The 19,870-nt window shown below is 56.3% G+C and carries 15 protein-coding genes; 9 read left to right on the top strand and 6 right to left on the bottom strand.

Going from position 1 to position 19,870, the window contains the following annotated elements; translation table 11 throughout:
• Positions 1–98: 98 nt before the first annotated feature.
• Positions 99–1,436, bottom strand: a complete 1,338-nt coding sequence (locus L379_RS12180) for a TolC family outer membrane protein (protein ID WP_032653510.1) — start codon at positions 1,434–1,436, stop codon at positions 99–101.
• A gap of 732 nt (positions 1,437–2,168) precedes the next feature.
• Here L379_RS12180 and L379_RS12185 point away from each other — a divergent pair.
• Positions 2,169–2,912, top strand: a complete 744-nt coding sequence (locus L379_RS12185; protein WP_032653508.1) for a DeoR/GlpR family DNA-binding transcription regulator — start codon at positions 2,169–2,171, stop codon at positions 2,910–2,912.
• Positions 2,913–2,925: 13 nt separating this feature from the next.
• Positions 2,926–3,993, top strand: a complete 1,068-nt coding sequence (locus tag L379_RS12190) for an oxidoreductase (RefSeq protein ID WP_023303701.1) — start codon at positions 2,926–2,928, stop codon at positions 3,991–3,993.
• A 41-nt stretch (positions 3,994–4,034) separates the two neighbouring features.
• Here L379_RS12190 and cybB read toward each other — a convergent pair whose 3' ends face one another.
• From cybB to L379_RS12205, 3 genes are all read right to left on the bottom strand, one after another.
• Positions 4,035–4,565, bottom strand: a complete 531-nt coding sequence (cybB, locus tag L379_RS12195) for a cytochrome b561 (RefSeq protein ID WP_015570570.1) — start codon at positions 4,563–4,565, stop codon at positions 4,035–4,037.
• A gap of 87 nt (positions 4,566–4,652) precedes the next feature.
• Positions 4,653–6,092 carry an aldehyde dehydrogenase gene (gene aldA / locus L379_RS12200; RefSeq protein ID WP_032653504.1) on the bottom strand — a complete coding sequence of 480 codons (1,440 nt, stop codon included), beginning with the start codon at positions 6,090–6,092 and terminating at the stop codon, positions 4,653–4,655.
• 198 nt (positions 6,093–6,290) lie between these two features.
• Positions 6,291–7,085: a YdcF family protein gene (locus L379_RS12205; RefSeq protein WP_032653500.1), complete on the bottom strand. Its 795-nt coding sequence runs from the start codon at positions 7,083–7,085 to the stop codon at positions 6,291–6,293.
• Between the two features lie 214 nt (positions 7,086–7,299).
• On the opposite strand from L379_RS12205, the gene L379_RS12210 reads away from it, so the two are divergent.
• From L379_RS12210 to L379_RS12220, 3 genes are read left to right on the top strand one after another with little or no spacing between them, the layout of a single operon-like run.
• On the top strand, positions 7,300–8,952 hold the full coding sequence (locus L379_RS12210) for an MFS transporter (protein ID WP_032653497.1): 1,653 nt from the start codon (positions 7,300–7,302) through the stop codon (positions 8,950–8,952).
• A gap of 22 nt (positions 8,953–8,974) precedes the next feature.
• Positions 8,975–10,057 carry an HlyD family secretion protein gene (locus L379_RS12215; protein WP_032653494.1) on the top strand — a complete coding sequence of 361 codons (1,083 nt, stop codon included), beginning with the start codon at positions 8,975–8,977 and terminating at the stop codon, positions 10,055–10,057.
• Positions 10,054–11,433 carry an efflux transporter outer membrane subunit gene (locus L379_RS12220; protein WP_032653492.1) on the top strand — a complete coding sequence of 460 codons (1,380 nt, stop codon included), beginning with the start codon at positions 10,054–10,056 and terminating at the stop codon, positions 11,431–11,433. The genes L379_RS12215 and L379_RS12220 overlap by 4 nt, the downstream gene beginning before the upstream one ends.
• Before the next feature lie 204 nt (positions 11,434–11,637).
• Here L379_RS12220 and hrpA read toward each other — a convergent pair whose 3' ends face one another.
• Positions 11,638–15,540, bottom strand: a complete 3,903-nt coding sequence (gene hrpA, locus L379_RS12225; protein ID WP_032653489.1) for an ATP-dependent RNA helicase HrpA — start codon at positions 15,538–15,540, stop codon at positions 11,638–11,640.
• 203 nt (positions 15,541–15,743) lie between these two features.
• On the opposite strand from hrpA, the gene azoR reads away from it, so the two are divergent.
• Positions 15,744–16,349 carry an FMN-dependent NADH-azoreductase gene (gene azoR, locus L379_RS12230; protein ID WP_015570577.1) on the top strand — a complete coding sequence of 202 codons (606 nt, stop codon included), beginning with the start codon at positions 15,744–15,746 and terminating at the stop codon, positions 16,347–16,349.
• Between the two features lie 90 nt (positions 16,350–16,439).
• Positions 16,440–17,126 carry an RluA family pseudouridine synthase gene (locus tag L379_RS12235; protein WP_017384499.1) on the top strand — a complete coding sequence of 229 codons (687 nt, stop codon included), beginning with the start codon at positions 16,440–16,442 and terminating at the stop codon, positions 17,124–17,126.
• A gap of 7 nt (positions 17,127–17,133) precedes the next feature.
• On the opposite strand, the gene L379_RS12240 is transcribed toward L379_RS12235, so the two are convergent.
• On the bottom strand, positions 17,134–17,673 hold the full coding sequence (locus L379_RS12240; protein ID WP_017384500.1) for a DUF2058 domain-containing protein: 540 nt from the start codon (positions 17,671–17,673) through the stop codon (positions 17,134–17,136).
• A 168-nt stretch (positions 17,674–17,841) separates the two neighbouring features.
• Here L379_RS12240 and L379_RS12245 point away from each other — a divergent pair, with 168 nt between their 5' ends.
• Together L379_RS12245 and L379_RS12250 are read left to right on the top strand one after the other, a co-directional pair.
• The gene (locus tag L379_RS12245; protein WP_023296571.1) at positions 17,842–18,816 is read left to right on the top strand and encodes a DUF1852 domain-containing protein; all 975 of its coding nucleotides are present in this window, start codon (positions 17,842–17,844) and stop codon (positions 18,814–18,816) included.
• Positions 18,817–18,841: 25 nt separating this feature from the next.
• Positions 18,842–19,870, top strand: coding sequence for a methionine synthase (locus L379_RS12250; protein WP_003857302.1), 1,029 nt, complete (start codon positions 18,842–18,844; stop codon positions 19,868–19,870).

Below are 19,870 nucleotides of genomic sequence, written 5' to 3'. Positions count from 1 at the left end.
TATTCCTGTGGATATGTCCACCAGAGGGATGTAGCTATCCTTGGGAAAAATCACCCATTATTGTCTGACTTATTTCGCGCAGAAAGGCGCGCCTTTTTTTAACTTAAATCAGGTAATTTCGCGGCAGCGTTTTTCTCTATTCCGATAAGCGGCATGAGATTATCCACCGCGGAGGCGTAATTAATCGCCGCACTCCAGCCATCGTATTCAGCCATTATTTTCGCTGAGGTGGCAGACCAGACATCCTGCTCCACGCTGAGCAGATCGTTAATGCTGCGCTTGCTCAGGGTATATTCATTTTTGTAGACATCGCGGGCGCGCAACGCATTTTCCAGCTGACGCTTCCCGGCTTCCATTCGTCCACGCGCCCCGGTCCAGTCGGCCTGTGCGACGGAGGCTTTTTGCAGGACATCAAAACGGGCCTGATCGACCTGGGACGATGCCATTGCCCTTGCGCCCTCGGCCTGACGGACGCGCGCCGAGACCGCGCCGCCCTGATAAAGCGGTGCGTCAATATTGAGCTGGATCTGATCATCCCAGTACGCGCGATTATCAGACTCATAGCGGGTGCGGCCCCCTTTCAGGCTTAAGGTCGGCCAGTGCTGAGACCTGGCGGTTTCTACGCCGTACTGGGCTGAACGCTCCATGTTCTGCGCGGCCATCACCGTTGGGATCAGTGAATAATCAATCCGGTTGAGAGAATCCGGCTCCACGGCCAGACCTCCCGGAACCGGTGAATAGCGTTCAGCCTGTATGCCAGTTAATACCGCCAGCCGCGCGCGGGCGCTGTTCAGAGACGCATTATACTGCTCTACCGTCGCCTGCATCCCGGCGATACGGGTGCGGGTCTGAAGCTCATCAGAGGTGGAGCTTACGCCAGCATCGGCGCGGAGTTTTGCCAGTTGCTCAACGTTTTTAAGCGCCTGCACGTTCTCTTTTGCCGCCTGCAACAGATCGCTGTAGCGTTTTACTTCCACATAGCTGAGGGCCGTTTTTTCCGCGACGGCAGACATCGTGCTCATCAGCTGGTAGCGATAGCTGTCACGCTGAGCTGAAGACTGGCTGATGCTGTTATTGGTCTTGCCAAAATCGTACACCAGCTGCGTCAGGCTCAGGCCCCAGGCTGCGGAATTTCGCAACGAGCCGCTTGAATCGGTGGTCTGGCTGTGACCCGTACTCCCGTTCAGGGCTATTTGTGGCATCCAGCCACTGCGCGCTTCGTCTATTTGTGCCTGGCCGATCCCCAGTTGCGCTGCCTGCTGGCTCACTGAGGGGTCGCGATCGAGAGCGAAAAGAATACTTTCTTTCATCGTCATTGCCGCAACGGGAGATATCCCCGCCTGGCCGTTATTTGCATTAGCCGCAGTCACCACCAACGAAATTAAGGTCAGGGAGGCAGATAGTCTGAGTAACCTGTTATTGCATTTCATCTTCATAATATCCCCCGACTCCAGGTGATAGCCAAATAAATACCCAGGAAGAGGTACAAATAATTCGCCAGAAATCCCTTACTCCTTCTCGATTAATTCGGGTAATAGTTCCCCATACCCATTTCAATTGAGATGAGAGCCGTTCATTCTCTTTTTTTCTTTTAAGAATTTGCTTAAATATTTATTGATTCGCAGCATAACAAAATGTGATATGAGCAACCACACCCGTAATGTTAATGCGGTGTTACAAATAAGAAAAAAGATGGGGTTTCTGGACAAAACGTTATAAAAGGCCTTTCAGATGAAACAAATAAACCCCCTGTAATATAAAGAAAATTCTAAAATGCCCCGGTGTACATTTTTGCGTTAATTTCACCCCGAATCAGACACAAAGATTTTCAAAGAAATGTCAACTTAAGTAATACACCGAATAAAATTGAATTATTTTACTTTAAAAATAAAAACTAATAGATATATGCACTAATTTATAATTACAAATTAGTTAAACATTCTGGTTAGAGCCAATAATCCGGCAGCTTAAGCCAAATTTTCAAGTAAAACATAGCGATAACAACATACCTAAAAGATACATACATGTTTTTGATGACTGATTAATGCAATATCAATAATCACACCATCAAACTGTTTTTGGATAACATCCCGCACCTGTCGCGATTCCCTTTCCTGCAAAATGCTGTAAACTGCGAAGTATTGCGACATTTTGCAGGATACTGCCCCATGCATAAAACCGCCAGACAGAAATATGTGCTTGATATCATTACTGAGCAAGGCCAGGCCAGCATTAACGAGCTGGCAGAGCGATTGCAGGTTTCGGCGGACACCATCCGTCGCGATCTGACCGACCTGGAAAAACAGGGACTGGCACAAAAAAACCATGGCGGCGCCATCGCGCTGAATCTCTCGACGATGACCCGAGTAAGCAGGAATAGCTTGCTCCCTGAAATTAAGCAGCGGCTGGGTAAACAGGTTGCGCAATGCGTGCCTGCGGGCTCGACGCTTTTTCTGGACGCCGGAAGCACACTGCTGGCCGTTGCCGCTTTCCTTCAGGGGCCGCTGACCATCATCACCCCTTCTCTTGATATCGCCCAGCAGGTTAGCGATCGGGAAGATATTGACCTGATCCTGCTCGGTGGAAAGTGGGATCAGAAACAACGCCTGTTTGCCGGAAGCGCCACCCTTTCCCTGCTCTCTCGCTACCGGGCGGATATTGCCATCCTTGGCGCATGCGCCATCCATGCCGAACTCGGATTGAGCGCCAGTCAGGAGGCGGATGCCGAAGTGAAGCGTGCCATGCTGGCCGCAAGCCAGGCGCACTGGGTAGTCGCCGACCATCTAAAACTCAACCAGTGCGAACCGTATCTGGTGTCAGGGTTATCCGAGATTCATCAACTGTTTTTAGATCGTCCCTGGGCAGAGCTCGGGGACCATAGCGCCTTGCAGGTTACCGTTGGCGCGCATTAACGTGGAGAAGGTCATGAATAAAGTGAAGACAATGAATATTGCGCTGATCGGGTATGGTTTTGTAGGTAAGACGTTCCATGCCCCGCTGATCCAGTCCGTCGAAGGCCTGAAGCTGGCGGTGGTCTCATCCCGGGATGAAGAGAAAGTGAAACGCGACCTGCCGGACGTCCTCGTTGTCGCCACGCCGGAAGAGGCCATTCAGCACCCGGATATCGACCTGGTGGTTATCGCCTCCCCTAACGCGACCCATGCGCCGCTGGCCACCCTGGCGCTCAATGCCGGCAAGCATGTGGTAGTGGATAAGCCGTTTACGCTGGATATGCAGGAAGCGCGAGATCTGATTGCGCTTGCGCAAGAAAAACAGCGCCTGCTCTCGGTCTTCCATAACCGCCGCTGGGATAGCGATTTTCTCGGCATTAAGCAGGTGATTGAGCAAGGCCGTATCGGTAAGGTGAAACATTTTGAGTCGCATATCGATCGTTTCCGTCCGGAGGTTCGCGTGCGCTGGAGAGAGCAAAACGTGCCCGGCAGCGGCCTGTGGTTCGACTTAGGCCCGCACATGATTGACCAGACGCTACAGCTTTTTGGTCTGCCGCAGTCGGTACAGGGCAACATCGCCACCCTGCGTGACGGCGCGGAGATTAACGACTGGGCGCACGTGGTGCTGAATTATCCGGAACACAAAGTGGTCCTCCATTGCAGCATGCTGGTGGCGGGTGGCGTTGCCCGCTTTACCGTCCACGGCGATAAGGCCAGCGTGGTGAAAGCGCACATCGATCAGCAGGAAGCCCAGCTGCTGGCAGGCGTCGCTCCGGGTAGCGAAAGCTGGGGTGAAGACAGCGACGCTATGGTGCTGTTTAATGCCCAGGGTGAAGCCAGCGCTATCCCTGCGCCAAAAGGCGACCAGCGGCAGTACTATATAAACGTGCGCGATGCCCTGAACGGCAAGATTGACAACCCGGTCCATCCGGTGGAAGCCCTGGCGGTGATGGCGGTGCTGGAAGCGGCGGTAAAATCTTCGGAAACGGGTTCAACTCAGGAACTGGACTTAACGGCGCAGGAGCGCGCGCAACTGCAATAAGCCGCAAAAAAATGCCCTGCGGGTTCGCAGGGCATTATCGGTTACTGGCGCTTTTTCGGCATCATGCGCAGCAGCGTGTTGTCCTTCCAGAAGTAGTGATGCATCAGCGCGGCAAAGGCGTGCAAACCAATCACGAAGTACCCCAGATTCGCCAGCGTTACGTGCCACTCCTTTAGGGTATCCACCAGGTCAAAATTCCCCTCCGCCGCATGCGGCATCGTCAGGCCAAACGCAAACCAGTCATTTCCCCGGTTATACATCATCACCATACCGATCAGCGGCAGCGCAATGAACAGCAGGTAGATTACCAGATGCCCGAGATGGGACAGCCCGGTGATCATCGCTTTTGGTTTCGGTTGAATAGGCGGAGCCGGGAATTTGAGGCGGATAAGCAGGCGCGCCACCATCAGCACCAGGATGCTGATCCCGCAGGAAACGTGGATCATATTAATAAGCGGACGATCGGTTCTTGGGAACCACCCTCTGAACTCCATGGCGCAATAGGCCATAATGACTAACAGAAAAACCAGCCAGTGAATGCTGATTTGCAGACCCGTATATTTTGTGCGCATGTTGTTTCCCGATAAAGAATCATTATCGCGCCAACATAACCACCTTTCCTGAAAATGTGAACCCCCTCGCATGGAGGGGGCTCCTGATTACGACTGCAAATAGACCACCTGCGTCTGCAAATACTCATTCAGACCGTGTTTGCCATCCGCCCCGCCGATACCGGATTTACGCCAGCCTGCATGGAAGCCCTGCATCGCTTCAAAGTTTTCACGGTTAATGTAGGTCTCGCCGAACTTAAGCCCCTTAATGGCTTTCATGGCGACGTTCAGGTCCTGCGTATAAACAGACGAGGTTAAACCGTAGTCGCTGTCGTTGGCCATTTTCAGCGCCTCTTCCAGGGTGTCGAAAGCCACCACCGGCAGCACCGGGCCAAAGGTCTCTTCGTGCATGATGGTCATATCCTGACGTACGTCCAGCAGCAGCGTTGGGGGATAAAAATACCCTTTGCCTTCTGCCGCTTTACCGCCAAGGACCACTTTAGCCCCCTCCTGCACCGCGCGCGCCACCTTGTGCTCCACGCGCTCCAGCGCGGCGGCGTTGATCAGCGGCCCCATGGCAATATCCGTTCGCTCAGCCGGATTGCCAAACTGGACGGCTTTCATTGCCTCGCCCAGACGATTCACAAAGCGGTCGTAGATCCCCTTCTGGACATAGACACGTTCCGCACAGTTACACACCTGTCCGGTATTAATGACGCGTGAATCCACAATGGCCTTCACGGCCAGCTCGAGGTCGGCATCGTCCATCACGATGGCCGGGGCTTTACCGCCCAGCTCCAGCCCCACTTTGGTGATGTTTTTCGCCGCCGCAGCCATGATCTTTTCACCTGCCCCGACGCTGCCGGTCATGCTGACCATCGCCACTTTCGGGTTCCCGGCCAGCTCCTGTCCGACGGTTTCACCCCGGCCCAGCACAAGGTTAAAGACGCCTTTCGGCAGGCCAATCTCATCGACGATTTTGGCAAACGCAATAGCGTTGTTTGGGGTAAATTCGCTCGGCTTGATAACGATGGTGTTACCGGTGAGCAGCGCGGGAGCGAGCTTACGGGCAATCAGGAAGAAGGGGAAGTTCCACGGCAGAATGCCGGTGGTGACGCCCAGGGCACGCTTAAACACCAGAATATTTTCGCCCGGACGGTCGCTCTGAATGATTTCCCCTTCATAACGGCGCGCCCACTCGGCCATATAGTCGATATAGTCAGCGGTAAAGTTCACTTCCACTTCCGCCAGCTGCTGGATCTTGCCGCCTTCGGCCACAATCAGCGCGCTGATTTCACTGACGCGCTCGCGGATCCCGGCGGAAATTTTACGTAGCCAGCTGGCGCGTTCAATAGCAGGCAGCGCCTCCCAGCCAGCCTGCGCGCGATCTGCCGCGTCAATGGCCTTGCGGGCGTCCTCGGCGCTGCCGTCGGGAATACGGGAAATGACCTCTTCCGTGGCCGGATTTATCACGTCAATCCATGCATCACCCTGCCAGGCAACAAACTGTCCATCAATATACATAGGATGTTGTACGGGTACTGTCATAACCTGCTCCTGTAATCACACTGTTTTTAACAAGTAAACTTAATGTTAAAAACTATAATTACCGGGGCAATTGCCTACTCTATGAGTCTGTTTTTGTGAGATATCTCATAAAAGAAACGGGTCAGCCCGTTTCCAAAATCACAAATCGGCAACACAGGATGCCCGTTTGCGTAAAAGATGGCGCAAACGGGCAGAGCATTACAGCAGAGAACGGCTCACCAGCGCGTCGGTGAGAATGACGTCGTTTCGCAAGATCTGCCACGCGGCGTCCACGTCGGCAGGGATATCGACATGGGCAATGAAATCACGTCCCGCCGGACCGTAGCCGTTGATGTCGTCCCTGAGTCGCGGAAATTCACCCAGCACCAGCGACAAGTAGCGCTCTACCGGCCATAACCCCTCGACCGGGCCGCTAAACACCAGACCGTCGTCGCTGTTTTGCAGCACGGGCGTCAGGCCGGGATGACTCACCCATGCGGGCGATGCGGCCTCGTCGCGGCAAACGCGGGCAAACGTAGCCATTGTGCGACGCTGCATCGTCGGGTCCTGCACCACCAGCACCCGGGCGGCGTTCAGTCCGGATTGTTTCATCAACGCCCGGCTGAAGCGGGCGTTTTCGCCACAGTTGGTCGACTGATCCTCAACGTGAAGATGCGCAGCCGTAATGTTCCAGAATTCACGGGCGATGTCGGCCAGAATAGCCGCCTCAGCACGTCCGGTGGTGGGTATCCTGTTATAGCGGGCGTGTTTCGCAATCGCGGCGTAGAGGAAGGTCGTCGAGTGACCGATCCCGCCGCTGATGATCAGAGGAACACCCTGTTCAGCCGCGATTTTACAGGCAGCATCAATCGCGGGGATCACCGCATTACCCGCCAGAATCACCAGATCAACGGGCTGGTTGTCCTGAGAGTCGTCCTGAGCAAGCCACGCCCCAACGGTATTCACGGCGTCGAGGGTTGTGCCAGGCAGACAGGGAAAAAGTGCCATTGTCATCGTTACCTCCTTACAGCATACAGAGCCTTCGATTATCCCCCTTTCTTCGCGTCATGCTATGGCATGAATGCTGAAAAAACGGGCCGGGATGTGCTCAAAAAGCACTCACATTTGATTAACATGAGAAAATCGTATTCACTTGAATTATGATTTGCGTCAGCCTTAGAATCATTAGCCCGCTCACAATTCAACTTTTTGAAAGGTAAACCCCGTTATGCGCCTGCCCCAACGCGACCCTTATGCTCCTCGCGAGTGGCAGCCACACGAGAAACCCGCCCTGCTGGGTTCCCCTTCCACCCCGGAGCATCCGACGTCGAAACGAATCGCCTATGGCGTGGTCGGCCTGCTGGTGTGTCTGACCGGGGCGCTGGGTAACGCGGTCGTCACCGCCAATCTGCAAAATCTGCAAGGCACCTTTGGCGCCTGGTCGACTGAAATCGCCTGGCTCCCCGCCGTCTATGTCATGACCAACGTCTCCATCAACCTGCTGCTGGTAAAATTTCGCCAGCAGTACGGTTTGCGCGCCTTTACGGAAGGCTTCCTGGTGCTGTATGTGCTGGTCACCTTTTTCCACCTGTTTGTGAACGATCTCAGCTCGGCGCTGATGGTACGGGCGGCACACGGGATGGTCGCCGCCGCGCTCAGCTCGCTCGGCATTTATTACCAGATACAGGCCTGGCCCGCGAAGCACCGACTGAAGGCGCTGACCATCGGCATAACCGGGTCGTCGCTGGCGATCCCGCTGGCGCGGCTGTTCTCCACCGAGCTGTTACAGCTTGATGAGTGGCGCGGGCTGTACTTCTTCGAGCTGGGTCTGGCCCTGATCTCCCTGGCCTGCGTGATGGTGCTCAAGCTGCCGCCGGGCGATCGGCGCAAAGTCTTCGAGAAGAAAGATTTCATCACCTTCTTTTTGCTTGCGCCCGGCATGGCGCTGCTGTGCGCGGTTCTGTCGTTAGGGCGTCTGGACTGGTGGTTTGAAGCGCCGTGGATCGGCTGGGCGCTGGCTCTCTCGCTGGTGCTGATTGTCTCCGCGATCGTGTTTGAACATAACCGCAACAACCCGCTGCTTAATACCCGTTGGCTCTCCAGCGGCAGCATCGTACGCCTGGGGCTGATTATGCTGCTGATCCGCATCGTACTGGCGGAGCAGAACACGGGCGTCATCGGCTGGCTGCAATATGTAGGCTTACAGAATGAACAGATGACCCATCTGGCGTGGGCTATTTTCGCCGGGATCGTCTGCGGTATCGTCACCAGCTGTCTGACGATTAAGCCCACTAAACTGGCCTGGCCGATTATCACCTCGCTGGCGCTGATGATCATTGCCTCGCTGCTGGACAGCCAGTCCAACAACCTGACCCGGCCGGATCAGCTTATATTCAGCCAGTTCCTGCTGGGCTTCGGCAGCGCGTTCTTCCTTGCGCCTGCGATGCTGGCCGCCATTGGCGGGGTGATCGCCGATCCGCGCAATCTGGTCAGCTTTTCCGTGATGTTTGGCATGAGTCAGAACCTTGGGGGCCTGCTGGGTTCCGCGATCCTCGGCACCTTCCAGACCTGGCGCGAGAAGTACCATTCCAGCCTGCTGGCTGACCAGCTCACCACCCTTAACCCGCTGGTGAACGAACGGATTCAGCTTTACACCCAGATGTACAAAAGCCTGATTGGTGACAGTTCCCTGCTGGGAACCCAGGCCATAACCCAGCTCCAGACGGTGACGACGCTTGAGGCAAACATTCTGGCTTACAACGATACTTATCTCCTGACGGCGAGCATAGCCACTGCCACGCTGGTCTGGATTTTATGGCGCTTGCTACGCCTGCGCATCACCGCCCGTATGGCCTTAAAGAACGCCACTGGCAACAAGTAATGACTATTTTTCAGGAGAAGTTATGAGTCAGCAGGATGCCGCCAAAGAGCAGGCCAACACCCGCAAAAATGTGCGCGTCGTTTCCATTTTCACCGCCGCGGCTATCGGCATTGTTGGGGTACTGGTGATCCTTTATGCCTGGCAACTGCCCCCGTTCACGCGTCATGCCCAGTTTACCGATAACGCCTACGTGCGCGGCCAGACCACGTTCATCAGTCCCCAGGTAAACGGCTACATTACCGAGGTCCATGTTCAGGATTTCGCGCAGGTTAAAAAAGGCGAGCTGCTGTTGCAGATAGATGACCGCATCTATCGCCAGCGCGTCCATCAGGCCGAGGCGCAGCTGGCAATGAAAATTGCAACCCTGAATAACAACCTGCAACAGCGCAAAAGCGCGGAAGCGGTGATTGCCAAAAACGAGGCGGCGCTGAAAAACGCCCGTGCCCAAAGTCTGAAAACCCAGGCGGATTTGAAACGCGTGAAAGAGCTGACCGCGGACGGCTCCCTCTCCATTCGCGAGCGCGATTCGGCGCTGGCCAGTGCCGCCCAGGGGAGCGCCGATATCGACCAGGCGAAAGCAACGCTTGAGATGTCGCGCCAGGATTTACAAACGGTCATCGTCAATCGCGGTTCGCTGGAAGCGGACGTTGAGAATGCGAAAGCCGCGCTGGAGCTGGCGCAAATCGATCTGCAAAACACCCGGATTGTCGCGCCGCGTGACGGTCAGCTCGGGCAGATTGCGGTGCGTCTGGGGGCGTACGTCACCGCCGGGACGCACCTTACCACGCTGGTCCCGCCGCAGCACTGGGTGATCGCCAATATCAAAGAGACGCAGCTGGCGAATTTACGCGTCGGACAGCCGGTGAAATTCACCGTCGATGCCTTAAACGATAAAGCCTATCAGGGCCGCGTGGAGAGCATATCCCCGGCCACAGGCGTCGAGTTCAGCGCTATCACCCCGGACAACGCCACGGGCAACTTTGTTAAAATCGCCCAGCGCATCCCGGTACGCATTGAGGTACTCGGTGAGCCGGAGGCGTACCGGCTGCTGCGTCCTGGCATGTCGGTGCAGGTGACCATCGACACGCGGGAGGCGAAACAATGACGCTTCGCCCGATAGCCGGCCTGCTGATAATGGCTATTCTGGCGGGATGCCAGTCGGTAGACGTTGAGCCCGCCAAATCGTCCCTGCACATACCGGCCCAGTGGCGCGCGACGTCGGGACCAGCCAGCCCGACAGAGCAGCTCTGGTGGCGAAATTTTCACGACAGCAATCTGAATCGCTATGTGGATCAGGCGCTGAAGAATAACAGCGACGTGCTGATTGCCCGCGAGCGGATTAACGAGTACCAGGCCCGGGTGTACGCCGCCGACGGCAGCCTGTTCCCGTCGCTTGACGCGGGCGTGACCGGGACGCGCGCGCGCTCGCAGTCCGCCGCCACGGGGTTTCCGGTATACGGTACGTTGTACAAAGGCAGCCTGACCGCCAGCTACGACGTGGATATCTGGGGCGTAAACCGCAGCACCTCCCGTGCCGCTGAAGCGTCGCTGGAGGCACAAAAGGCGGCGGCCGCGGCGGCTGATCTTACCGTCGCATCCTCGGTGGCCTCCGGGTACGTCACCCTGCTGTCGCTGGACGAACAGCTTCGCGTCACCCAGTCCACGCTGAAGTCGCGTGAAGAGGCGTTCAACCTCGCCAAGCGACAGTTTGAGACGGGATACAGTTCTCGCCTTGAGCTGATGCAATCGGATTCTGAGCTGCGCGCCACCCGCGCCCAGGTTCCACTGCTTCAGCACCAGATTGCGCAGCAGGAGAATGCGCTTAGCCTGCTGCTGGGCAGCAACCCGGGTGACGTTGCGCGCGGTGAAAGCTTTGATGCCCTGACGCCGCTGAAACTGCCCTCCCAGCTGCCATCGACGCTACTGAACCGGCGCCCGGATATCGTCCAGGCTGAACGTCAGCTGATCGCGGCGGACGCGACGCTGGCGGCATCGCGCGCCAGCCTGCTGCCGTCGATCAACCTCACGGCCACGGGATCGGTACAGGATCGCACGCTGTCGGGTTTGCTGGATAACCCGCTACAGCTCTGGAGCGTGGGCGGCAGTATTCTTGCGCCGCTGCTGAACCGTCAGGCGCTGAATGCGCAGGTAGATATCTCTCAGTCCCAGCGGAATCAGGCGCTGTATAGCTACGAAAAAACCGTGCGTAACGCGTTTGCTGAGGTGAATGACAGCCTTGATGCCATCACCCGCTATCAGGAACAGCTTACCGAGCTGCTGGCACAGCAGACGGTCGCGCAGGAGACGCTGCGGATTGCGCAAAACCGCTACCGCAACGGATACTCTTCTTATCTGGATGAGCTCGATGCGCAGCGCACGCTGTTCTCGGTGCAGACCAGCGTGGTACAGGTGAAAAACAACCTGCTGCTGGCGCAAATTGATTTGTATAAAGCGCTGGGCGGCGGTTGGAGCAGTGCGTGAAAACATGCCGGGTGGCGGCTACGCCTTACCCGGCCTACGTGCTCTACATGCTCTCCCGTAGGCCCGGTAAGCGCAGCGCCACCGGGCAAGGATTATACCCGGAGAAACGATAAAAAGCCGGGTGGCGGCTACGCCTTACCCGGCCTACATGTTCTACATATTCTCCCGTAGGCCCGGTAAGCGCAGCGCCACCGGGCAACGGTTTTAGCCGGAAATCTGCTCCATCGCCTGCAAGATACGCTTATCCGAAATGGGATACGGCGTTCCCAGCTGCTGAGCGAAGAAGCTGACGCGCAGCTCCTCGATCATCCAGCGGATCTCCCGCACGTCGTCGTCATCGCGACGCGCCGGCGGCAGTTTGTTGAGCCACTGCTGCCACGCCTGCTGCACGTTTTCGACTTTCAGCATCTGCGCACGATCGCGATGCGGATCGACCGCCATTTTCTCCAGACGCTTCTCTATCGCCTGCAAATAACGCAGCGTATCGCCCAGACGCTTAAAGCCATTGCCGGTGACAAAGCCGCGATACACCAGCCCCGCCATCTGCGCCTTAACGTCCGACAGCCCCAGGGCCATGGTCATATCCACCCGCCCCTTCAGGCGCTTGTTGATATTGAACACGGCGGTAAGGATCTGCTCGACCTGTTTGGCAATCTCGACCACGGTGTCGTTCAGCTCCGCGCGCACCTTTTCATGAAGCTGAGCAAAGCCCTCTTCCGTCCAGACCGGACCGCCCGCCTCGTGGATAAGCTTATCCACACCGCAGGAGATGCAGTCGTCGATCAGGTCCAGCACCTTACCGTACGGGTTAAAGTAGAGCCCCAGCTTGGCTTTGTTCGGCAGCTTCTCGTGCAGATACTTAATCGGCGACGGGATGTTAAGCAGAAGCAGTCGGCGCAGCCCGCGCCACATCATCTGCTGTTGCTCCTGCGGATTGTCAAAGAGCTTAATCGCCACGCTGTCGCGCTCATCCACCAGCGCGGGCCAGGCTTTCACCTTGTAGTTCCCGCGCTTCTGCTCGTAGCTTTCCGGAAGCTGACCAAAGCTCCAGATGTGCAGCCCGCTCTGCTCAATGCCGTCATCGGCCACCGCAGAGAGCGTCTCCTGGACTTTACCTTTCAGCGCCTCTTTCAGCTCCGTCAGAGAACGGCCTTCGAGCAGCTTTTTGTTTTTATCGTCCACCACGCGGAATGTGATTTTCAGGTGATCGGGCACCTGATCCCAGTTCCAGTCGTCGCGGTCGATGGTGGTTCCGGTCATGCGGCGGAACTCACGCTCCAGGGCGTCCAGCAGCGGCAGCTCCAGCGGTGTGACGCGGCCTAAAAACGCTTCGGCGTAGTTCGGCGCGGGCACAAAGTTACGCCGCACCGGTTTAGGCAGGGATTTGATTAACGCAATGACCAGCTCGCGGCGCAGGCCGGGGATCTGCCACTCAAACCCGCTCTCTTCCACCTGGTTTAACAGCGGCAGCGGAATGTGCACCGTCACACCATCGGCATCCGCGCCCGGCTCAAACTGATAGGTCAGACGCAGCTTGAGGTTGCCCTGATGCCAGAAGTTCGGATAATCGAGCTTGCTGACCGACTCCGCGCCCTCTTTGATCAGCATGCTCTTTTCGAAGTTGAGCAGGTCCGGGGCCTCTTTGCTGGCTTTCTTCCACCAGCTGTCGAAATGGCGCGCCGAGATCACATCGTGACTGATGCGCTGATCGTAAAACTCAAACAGCGTCTCGTCGTCCACCAGAATGTCGCGACGGCGGGACTTGTGCTCAAGCTCTTCCACCTCGGCGCGCAGCTTCAGGTTTTCGCGGAAGAAGGCATGACGCGTCTGCCAGTCGCCTTCCACCAGCGCATGGCGGATAAACAGCTCGCGACTCAACGCCGGATCGATCTGGCTGTAGTTAACCTTACGCGCGGCCACCACCGGCAGGCCGTAGACGGTGACTTTTTCCGTCGCCATCACCGCGCCCTGCCCGCGCTCCCAGTGCGGCTCGCTGTATGAGCGTTTCAGCAGGTGCTGCGCCACTGGTTCAACCCACTCCGGATCGATACGCGCGGCGATACGCCCCCACAGACGGCTGGTTTCCACCAGCTCGGCGACCATGGTCCACTTCGGCGGCTTCTTAAAAAAACCGGAGCCCGGGAAGATGGAGAAACGCGCGTTGCGTGCGCCGGTATATTCCTGCTTATCCGCATCCTTCATCCCGATATGAGACAGCAGGCCGGTCAACAGGGCGATATGGATTTCGCGGTACTCCGCCGGTTCACTGTTCACCGGTATACCCAGCTCTTTCACCACCTGGCGCAGCTGGGTGTAGATATCCTGCCACTCGCGTACGCGCAGATAATTGAGGAAATCCACCCGGCACTGACGGCGGAACTGGTTCGAGGAGAGCGCTTTTTGCTGCTCGCCAAGGTAGTTCCACAGGTTCACAAAGGCGAGGAAATCGGACTCTTTATCGTGGAAGCGACGGTGTTTTTCATCCGACGCCTGCTGCTTATCCATCGGACGCTCGCGCGGATCCTGAATGGAGAGCGCCGAGGTGATGATCATCGCCTCGCGCACGCAGCCGTGTTTTTGCGCCTCCAGCACCATGCGCGCCAGACGCGGGTCGACCGGCAACTGGCTAAGCTGGCGGCCCAATGGCGTTAGCTTGTAGGCCGTCGCCTGTTCGTCGGTGGTGATGGCCCCCAGCTCTTCCAGCAGCCGCACCCCGTCCTGAATATTGCGCTTATCCGGCGCTTCCACAAACGGGAAGGCGGCGATATCGCCCAGCCCCAGCGCGGTCATTTGCAGAATAACGGATGCCAGGTTGGTCCGCAGGATCTCCGGATCGGTAAACTCAGGGCGCGACAGGAAATCGTCTTCCGAATAGAGACGAATACAGATCCCTTCCGACACGCGGCCGCAGCGGCCCTTACGCTGATTAGCCGACGCCTGCGAAACCGGCTCAATCGGCAGGCGCTGAACTTTGGTGCGGTAGCTGTAGCGGCTGATGCGCGCCGTACCCGGGTCGATCACGTATTTAATGCCCGGTACGGTCAGCGAAGTTTCGGCCACGTTGGTCGCCAGCACGATGCGGCGCCCGCTGTGCGGCTGGAACACGCGGTTCTGCTCGCTGTTCGACAGGCGCGCGTACAGCGGCAGGATCTCAGTATGGCGCAGATCGCGCTTGCTGAGCGCATCGGCGGTATCGCGGATCTCGCGCTCGCCGCTCATGAAGATCAGAATGTCGCCAGAACTCTCGTTGCCCAGCTCGTCGACGGCATCAAAGATGGCCTGAAGCTGGTCGCGCTCGGTATCGTCCGCCTCTTCCACAATCGGGCGATAGCGCACTTCCACCGGATATGTGCGTCCTGACACCTCGATAATCGGCGCATTGTTGAAATGTTTTGAGAAGCGCTCCGGGTCGATGGTCGCGGAGGTGATGATGATTTTCAGATCGGGACGCCGGGGCAGCAGCTCTTTCAGGTAGCCGAGCAGGAAGTCGATGTTCAGGCTGCGCTCGTGCGCTTCATCGATGATGATGGTGTCGTACTGCATCAGCAGACGATCCTGCTGGATTTCCGCCAGCAGGATACCGTCGGTCATCAGCTTAACCATGGTGTTATCGCTGACGTGGTCGCTGAATCGCACCTTGTAGCCGATGCAGCCGCCCGGCTCCGTTTGCAGCTCTTCCGCAATACGGTTCGCCACGGTGCGCGCCGCCAGACGACGCGGCTGGGTGTGACCGATCAGCCCTTTCACCCCGCGGCCCAGCTCCATGCAGATTTTCGGCAGCTGAGTGGTTTTACCTGAACCGGTTTCCCCCGCGACGATCACCACCTGGTGGTCGCGTACGGCCTCAAGAATGTCCTGTTTCTTCTGGCTGACGGGCAGATTTTCCGGATAGGTAATCTCCGGACGTGCGGCTTCACGCAGCACAACTTTCCCTGCCGCCTGTTCAATCTCGTTGGCCATCTCCTGGTAAATGGCCTGTTGTGCATCAGGATTTTTAACCTTCTTAACGCCGTGCAGACGGCGCGCAAACCGCTGTTTATCGCGCAGCATCAGCGAATCAAGCTTTTGCATCAGCATCGGGAAGGTCAATTTTTGGTGTTCTGTCATAGCGTTAACGGGCAGTGCACTGCCGGATAAAATCTCTTTTTAATGATTGGTATAGAGTACCACATCAGCGCTTTTCGCGCCTTATTCAAAAAATTCGAACATAGGCTTCGATATATTGCGCTATCCCTGTGGCAGGATTGTGAATAAAGTGTCAACAAGCAACGGGGCAACCCCCTCAATCAAATACAAAACAGGAATTTCCCATGAGCAAAGTATTAGTGTTGAAATCCAGTATTCTGGCAGGGTATTCACAGTCTGGTCAGCTGTCTGACTATTTCGTTGAACAGTGGCGTGAACAGCACAGCGCGGATGAAATCACCGTGCGTGACCTGGCGGCAAACCCAATTCCTGTGCTGGACGGCGAGCTGGTTGGCGCGCTGCGTCCGAGCGATGCGCCTCTTACCCCGCGTCAGCAGGAAGCCCTGGCGCTCTCCGACGAGCTGATTGCTGAGTTGCAGGCGCACGACGTTATCGTGATCAACGCCCCAATGTACAACTTCAACATTCCTACCCAGCTGAAGAACTACTTCGACCTGGTGGCGCGTGCTGGCGTAACCTTCCGTTACACCGAGAACGGCCCGGAAGGTCTGGTGAAAGGCAAGCGTGCGGTTGTACTGACCAGCCGCGGCGGTATTCACAAAGATACCCCTACCGACCTGGTCGCACCGTACCTGACGCTGTTCCTGGGCTTCATCGGCATTACCGACGTGAACTTCGTGTTCGCTGAAGGTATCGCTTACGGCCCGGAAGTGGCCACCAAAGCGCAGACCGACGCGAAAGCCGCTATCGACAGCCTGGTCGCTGCCTAAGTTTTCCCCCTCTCACCGCCCGGTGGGAGGGTTTTTCTTTTCCCCCGTATTTCGTTATCATCCGCACCCACTCTCCAGCCCGGCGGCCTGATGTCTGTCATTATCGATACGTTTATTGCACCACCCTGTCACGACGACATTGAGATCCTCTGGCAGGACGAGCATCTGCTGCTGATCAATAAACCTTCCGGTCTGCTCAGCCTGTCGGGGAAAAATCCGCAAAACCTCGATTCCGTCCACCACCGTCTTGTTCAAACCTTTCCCGGCTGCACGCTGGTGCATCGTCTTGATTTTGGCACTTCGGGTCTGATGGTCATTGCGCGTAACAAAGCGATCAACGCCGCGCTTTGCCACCAGTTCAGTCAGCGCGCCGTGAACAAGGTTTACACCGCCCTGTTGTGCGGACATGTGGAACAGGACGAAGGGACCGTGGATGCGCCGATTGCCAAAGATCCGGCGCTGTTTCCGCTGATGACGATCTGTGCCCGCACCGGTAAGCCCGCTCGCTCGCGCTATCGGGTGGTGGAACGTATTTACCAGGATACGATAATGCCGCTGACGCGGGTTGAGCTTACCCCGGAGACCGGGCGCACCCACCAGCTGCGCATTCACTGCCAGCAGTTAGGCCACCCTATTCTTGGGTGCGATCTGTATGGTGGTCTGGAATGGCCGGGGGCGGAAGAAACGCCCCGGCTGATGCTGCATGCAAGCGCTCTGAATTTTATTCATCCGCTGAGCGGCGAAACGATAAACGCCCGTCACGCCGCGCCGTTCTGAGCGGGGATTACCACATTAAATCGTCAGGGATTTTGAAGTCTGCGTACGGATCGTCTTCGTCCTGCTCTTCCTGACTCAGGGCGCTGTTTAGCACAATGCTGTCCGCATCGCGCTGGGCAATTTTATCCGCCACTACCGCCGGGATAATCGCGTAATCACAGTCGCCATTCGCGTTAATCACCAGTCGGGCAATCGCCAGACGGCCGTTGATCAGCTGGGTTTGCGTCTGCTTATCGACCTCGATTTTTTTGATAAGGTTGCCGTCGGTAAAGTTAAAGGTAATGTTGCCCTTCGCCACGGTGATGCGGTTCATCTCAATCAGCTGCTTCACCTGCGCCCTGAACTCTTTTGCCAGCACCGCCTGTTTTTGCTGTTCGCTCAGCTGCTTATCACGCTCCAGCTGGGCTTTCTTGTTCTCTTCAACAGCCTCTCTCGCCTCGCGAGCCTGGACGCGGGATTTTTTCGCCGTGCGCTGGACCTTCGCCATCTTTTTACTGCTGACTAAGCCCGCTTTCAGCATCTGCTCTTGTAGGGTGAGTTTTGTCATGTTCGTTTAAACCGGTTGGAAATGTCGGGGGATTATACCTGAATCGCGCAGTTCATGAAGAACCCTCATGTTGCAGTGAAATTAAGTCACTTCCCCTGCGCCAGTGGCTCAGGCATAAATTATGCATTGATAACGTTCCGGCAACATGAACTTAGGATGCATAACCAAATGAGTCAGGCTTTCACATTTACCCTTAAGCGCAGTTGCTTTGATGAAAATTATAACCCGTCAGAAAACACGCGTACCACCACCAACTTCGCCAACCTGGCGCGTGGCGAGAAGCGTCAGGAGAACCTGCGCAATACGCTGGTGATGATCAACAACCGCTTTAACGCGCTGGCGAGCTGGGATAACCCGAAAGCTGACCGCTATGCCGTCGAGCTGGAGATTATTTCAGTCGATATGAATATCGGCGGCGATTTTACTTTCCCGGCCATCGAAATTCTGCAAACGACGATCGTGGATAAAAAAACCCACGAGCGCATCGAAGGCATCGTCGGAAATAACTTCTCATCGTATGTTCGTGACTATGATTTCAGCGTCCTGCTGCTGGAGCATAATAAAGACCGGGCCCGTTTCTCTCTCCCCGAGAATTTTGGCGAGCTGCACGGCAATATCTTTAAAAGCTTCGTTCATTCTGCGGAATATCAGGCGAACTTTAAAAAAGCGCCGGTGATCTGCCTGAGCGTCTCCAGCAAAGACACCTATCGTCGTACCGGTAACCACCACCCGGTGCTGGGCTATGAGTACCAGCCGGACGGCGAGTCGCTAACGGAACAGTACTTCGCGAAGATGGGCCTGAAGGTTCGCTATTTCATGCCGGAAAACAGCGTCGCGCCTTTTGCCTTCTTCTTCACCGGCGATTTACTGCGTGATTACACCAATCTGGAACTGATCGGCACCATCAGCACCATGGAGACGTTCCAGAAGATCTATCGACCAGAAATTTACAATGCCAATTCCGCTGCGGGACAGTGCTATCAGCCCGACCTGAATCAGCAGGATCACTCATTAACCAAAATCGTCTATGACCGTGAAGAGCGCAGCCGGCTGGCCATTGAACAGGGTAAATATACCGAAGAGCGGTTTATCAAACCCTATAAAACCCTTCTTGAGCAGTGGTCTCAACACTTCACGCTTTAATTTAATACGGATAAAAGGTTCTTTTATGAAAACATTGCTCCCGACATCAACGGCTGGCAGCCTGCCGAAACCCACCTGGCTTGCGCAGCCGGAAACGCTCTGGTCGCCGTGGAAACTCCAGGACGAGGAATTACTGGCAGGGAAACAGGATGCGCTGCGTTTGTCTCTGGATGAACAGATTCGCGCCGGGATTGATATCGTCAGCGACGGGGAACAAACCCGCCAGCATTTTGTCACCACCTTTATTGAACATCTCAGCGGCGTGGATTTTGAGAACCGTCAGACGGTGCGCATCCGTAACCGCTACGATGCGAGCGTGCCGACCGTGGTAGACGCGGTGGCGCGACAGAAGCCGGTGTTTGTTGACGACGCTAAATACCTGCGCCAGCTGACTGACAAGCCGATCAAGTGGGCGCTGCCCGGCCCGATGACCATGATCGACACGCTATACGATGCCCACTATAAAAGCCGCGAAAAGCTGGCCTGGGAGTTCGCTAAAATTCTCAATCAGGAGGCCCGCGAGCTGGAAGCGGCCGGCGTCGACATTATTCAGTTCGACGAACCTGCCTTTAACGTCTTTTTCGACGAGGTGAATGACTGGGGTATCGCCGCACTGGAGCGCGCCATTGAAGGGCTGAAATGCGAAACCGCGGTACATATCTGTTACGGGTACGGCATCAAAGCCAATACGGACTGGAAAAAGACGCTCGGCTCCGAGTGGCGCCAGTATGAAGAGGCATTTCCAAAGTTACAGACCTCGAAGATCGATATCATCTCGCTGGAGTGCCACAACTCGCGCGTGCCGATGGATCTGCTGGAGCTTATCCGCGGTAAAAAAGTGATGGTCGGGGCAATTGACGTCGCCACCCAGACCATCGAAACGCCGGAAGAGGTGGCCGATACGCTGCGCAAGGCGTTGCAGTTTGTTGATGCAGACAAGCTCTATCCGTCCACCAACTGCGGTATGGCCCCCCTTTCCCGCCAGGTCGCCAACGGTAAGCTGAAGGCGTTAAGCGCCGGGGCTGACATTATCCGTCGCGAGCTTGCCCGCTAA

It is taken from the genome of Enterobacter sp. MGH 33 (assembly GCF_000534535.1).
GTDB lineage: Bacteria > Pseudomonadota > Gammaproteobacteria > Enterobacterales > Enterobacteriaceae > Enterobacter > Enterobacter hormaechei_C.
This window is presented reverse-complemented; position numbering and strand designations above follow the sequence as displayed.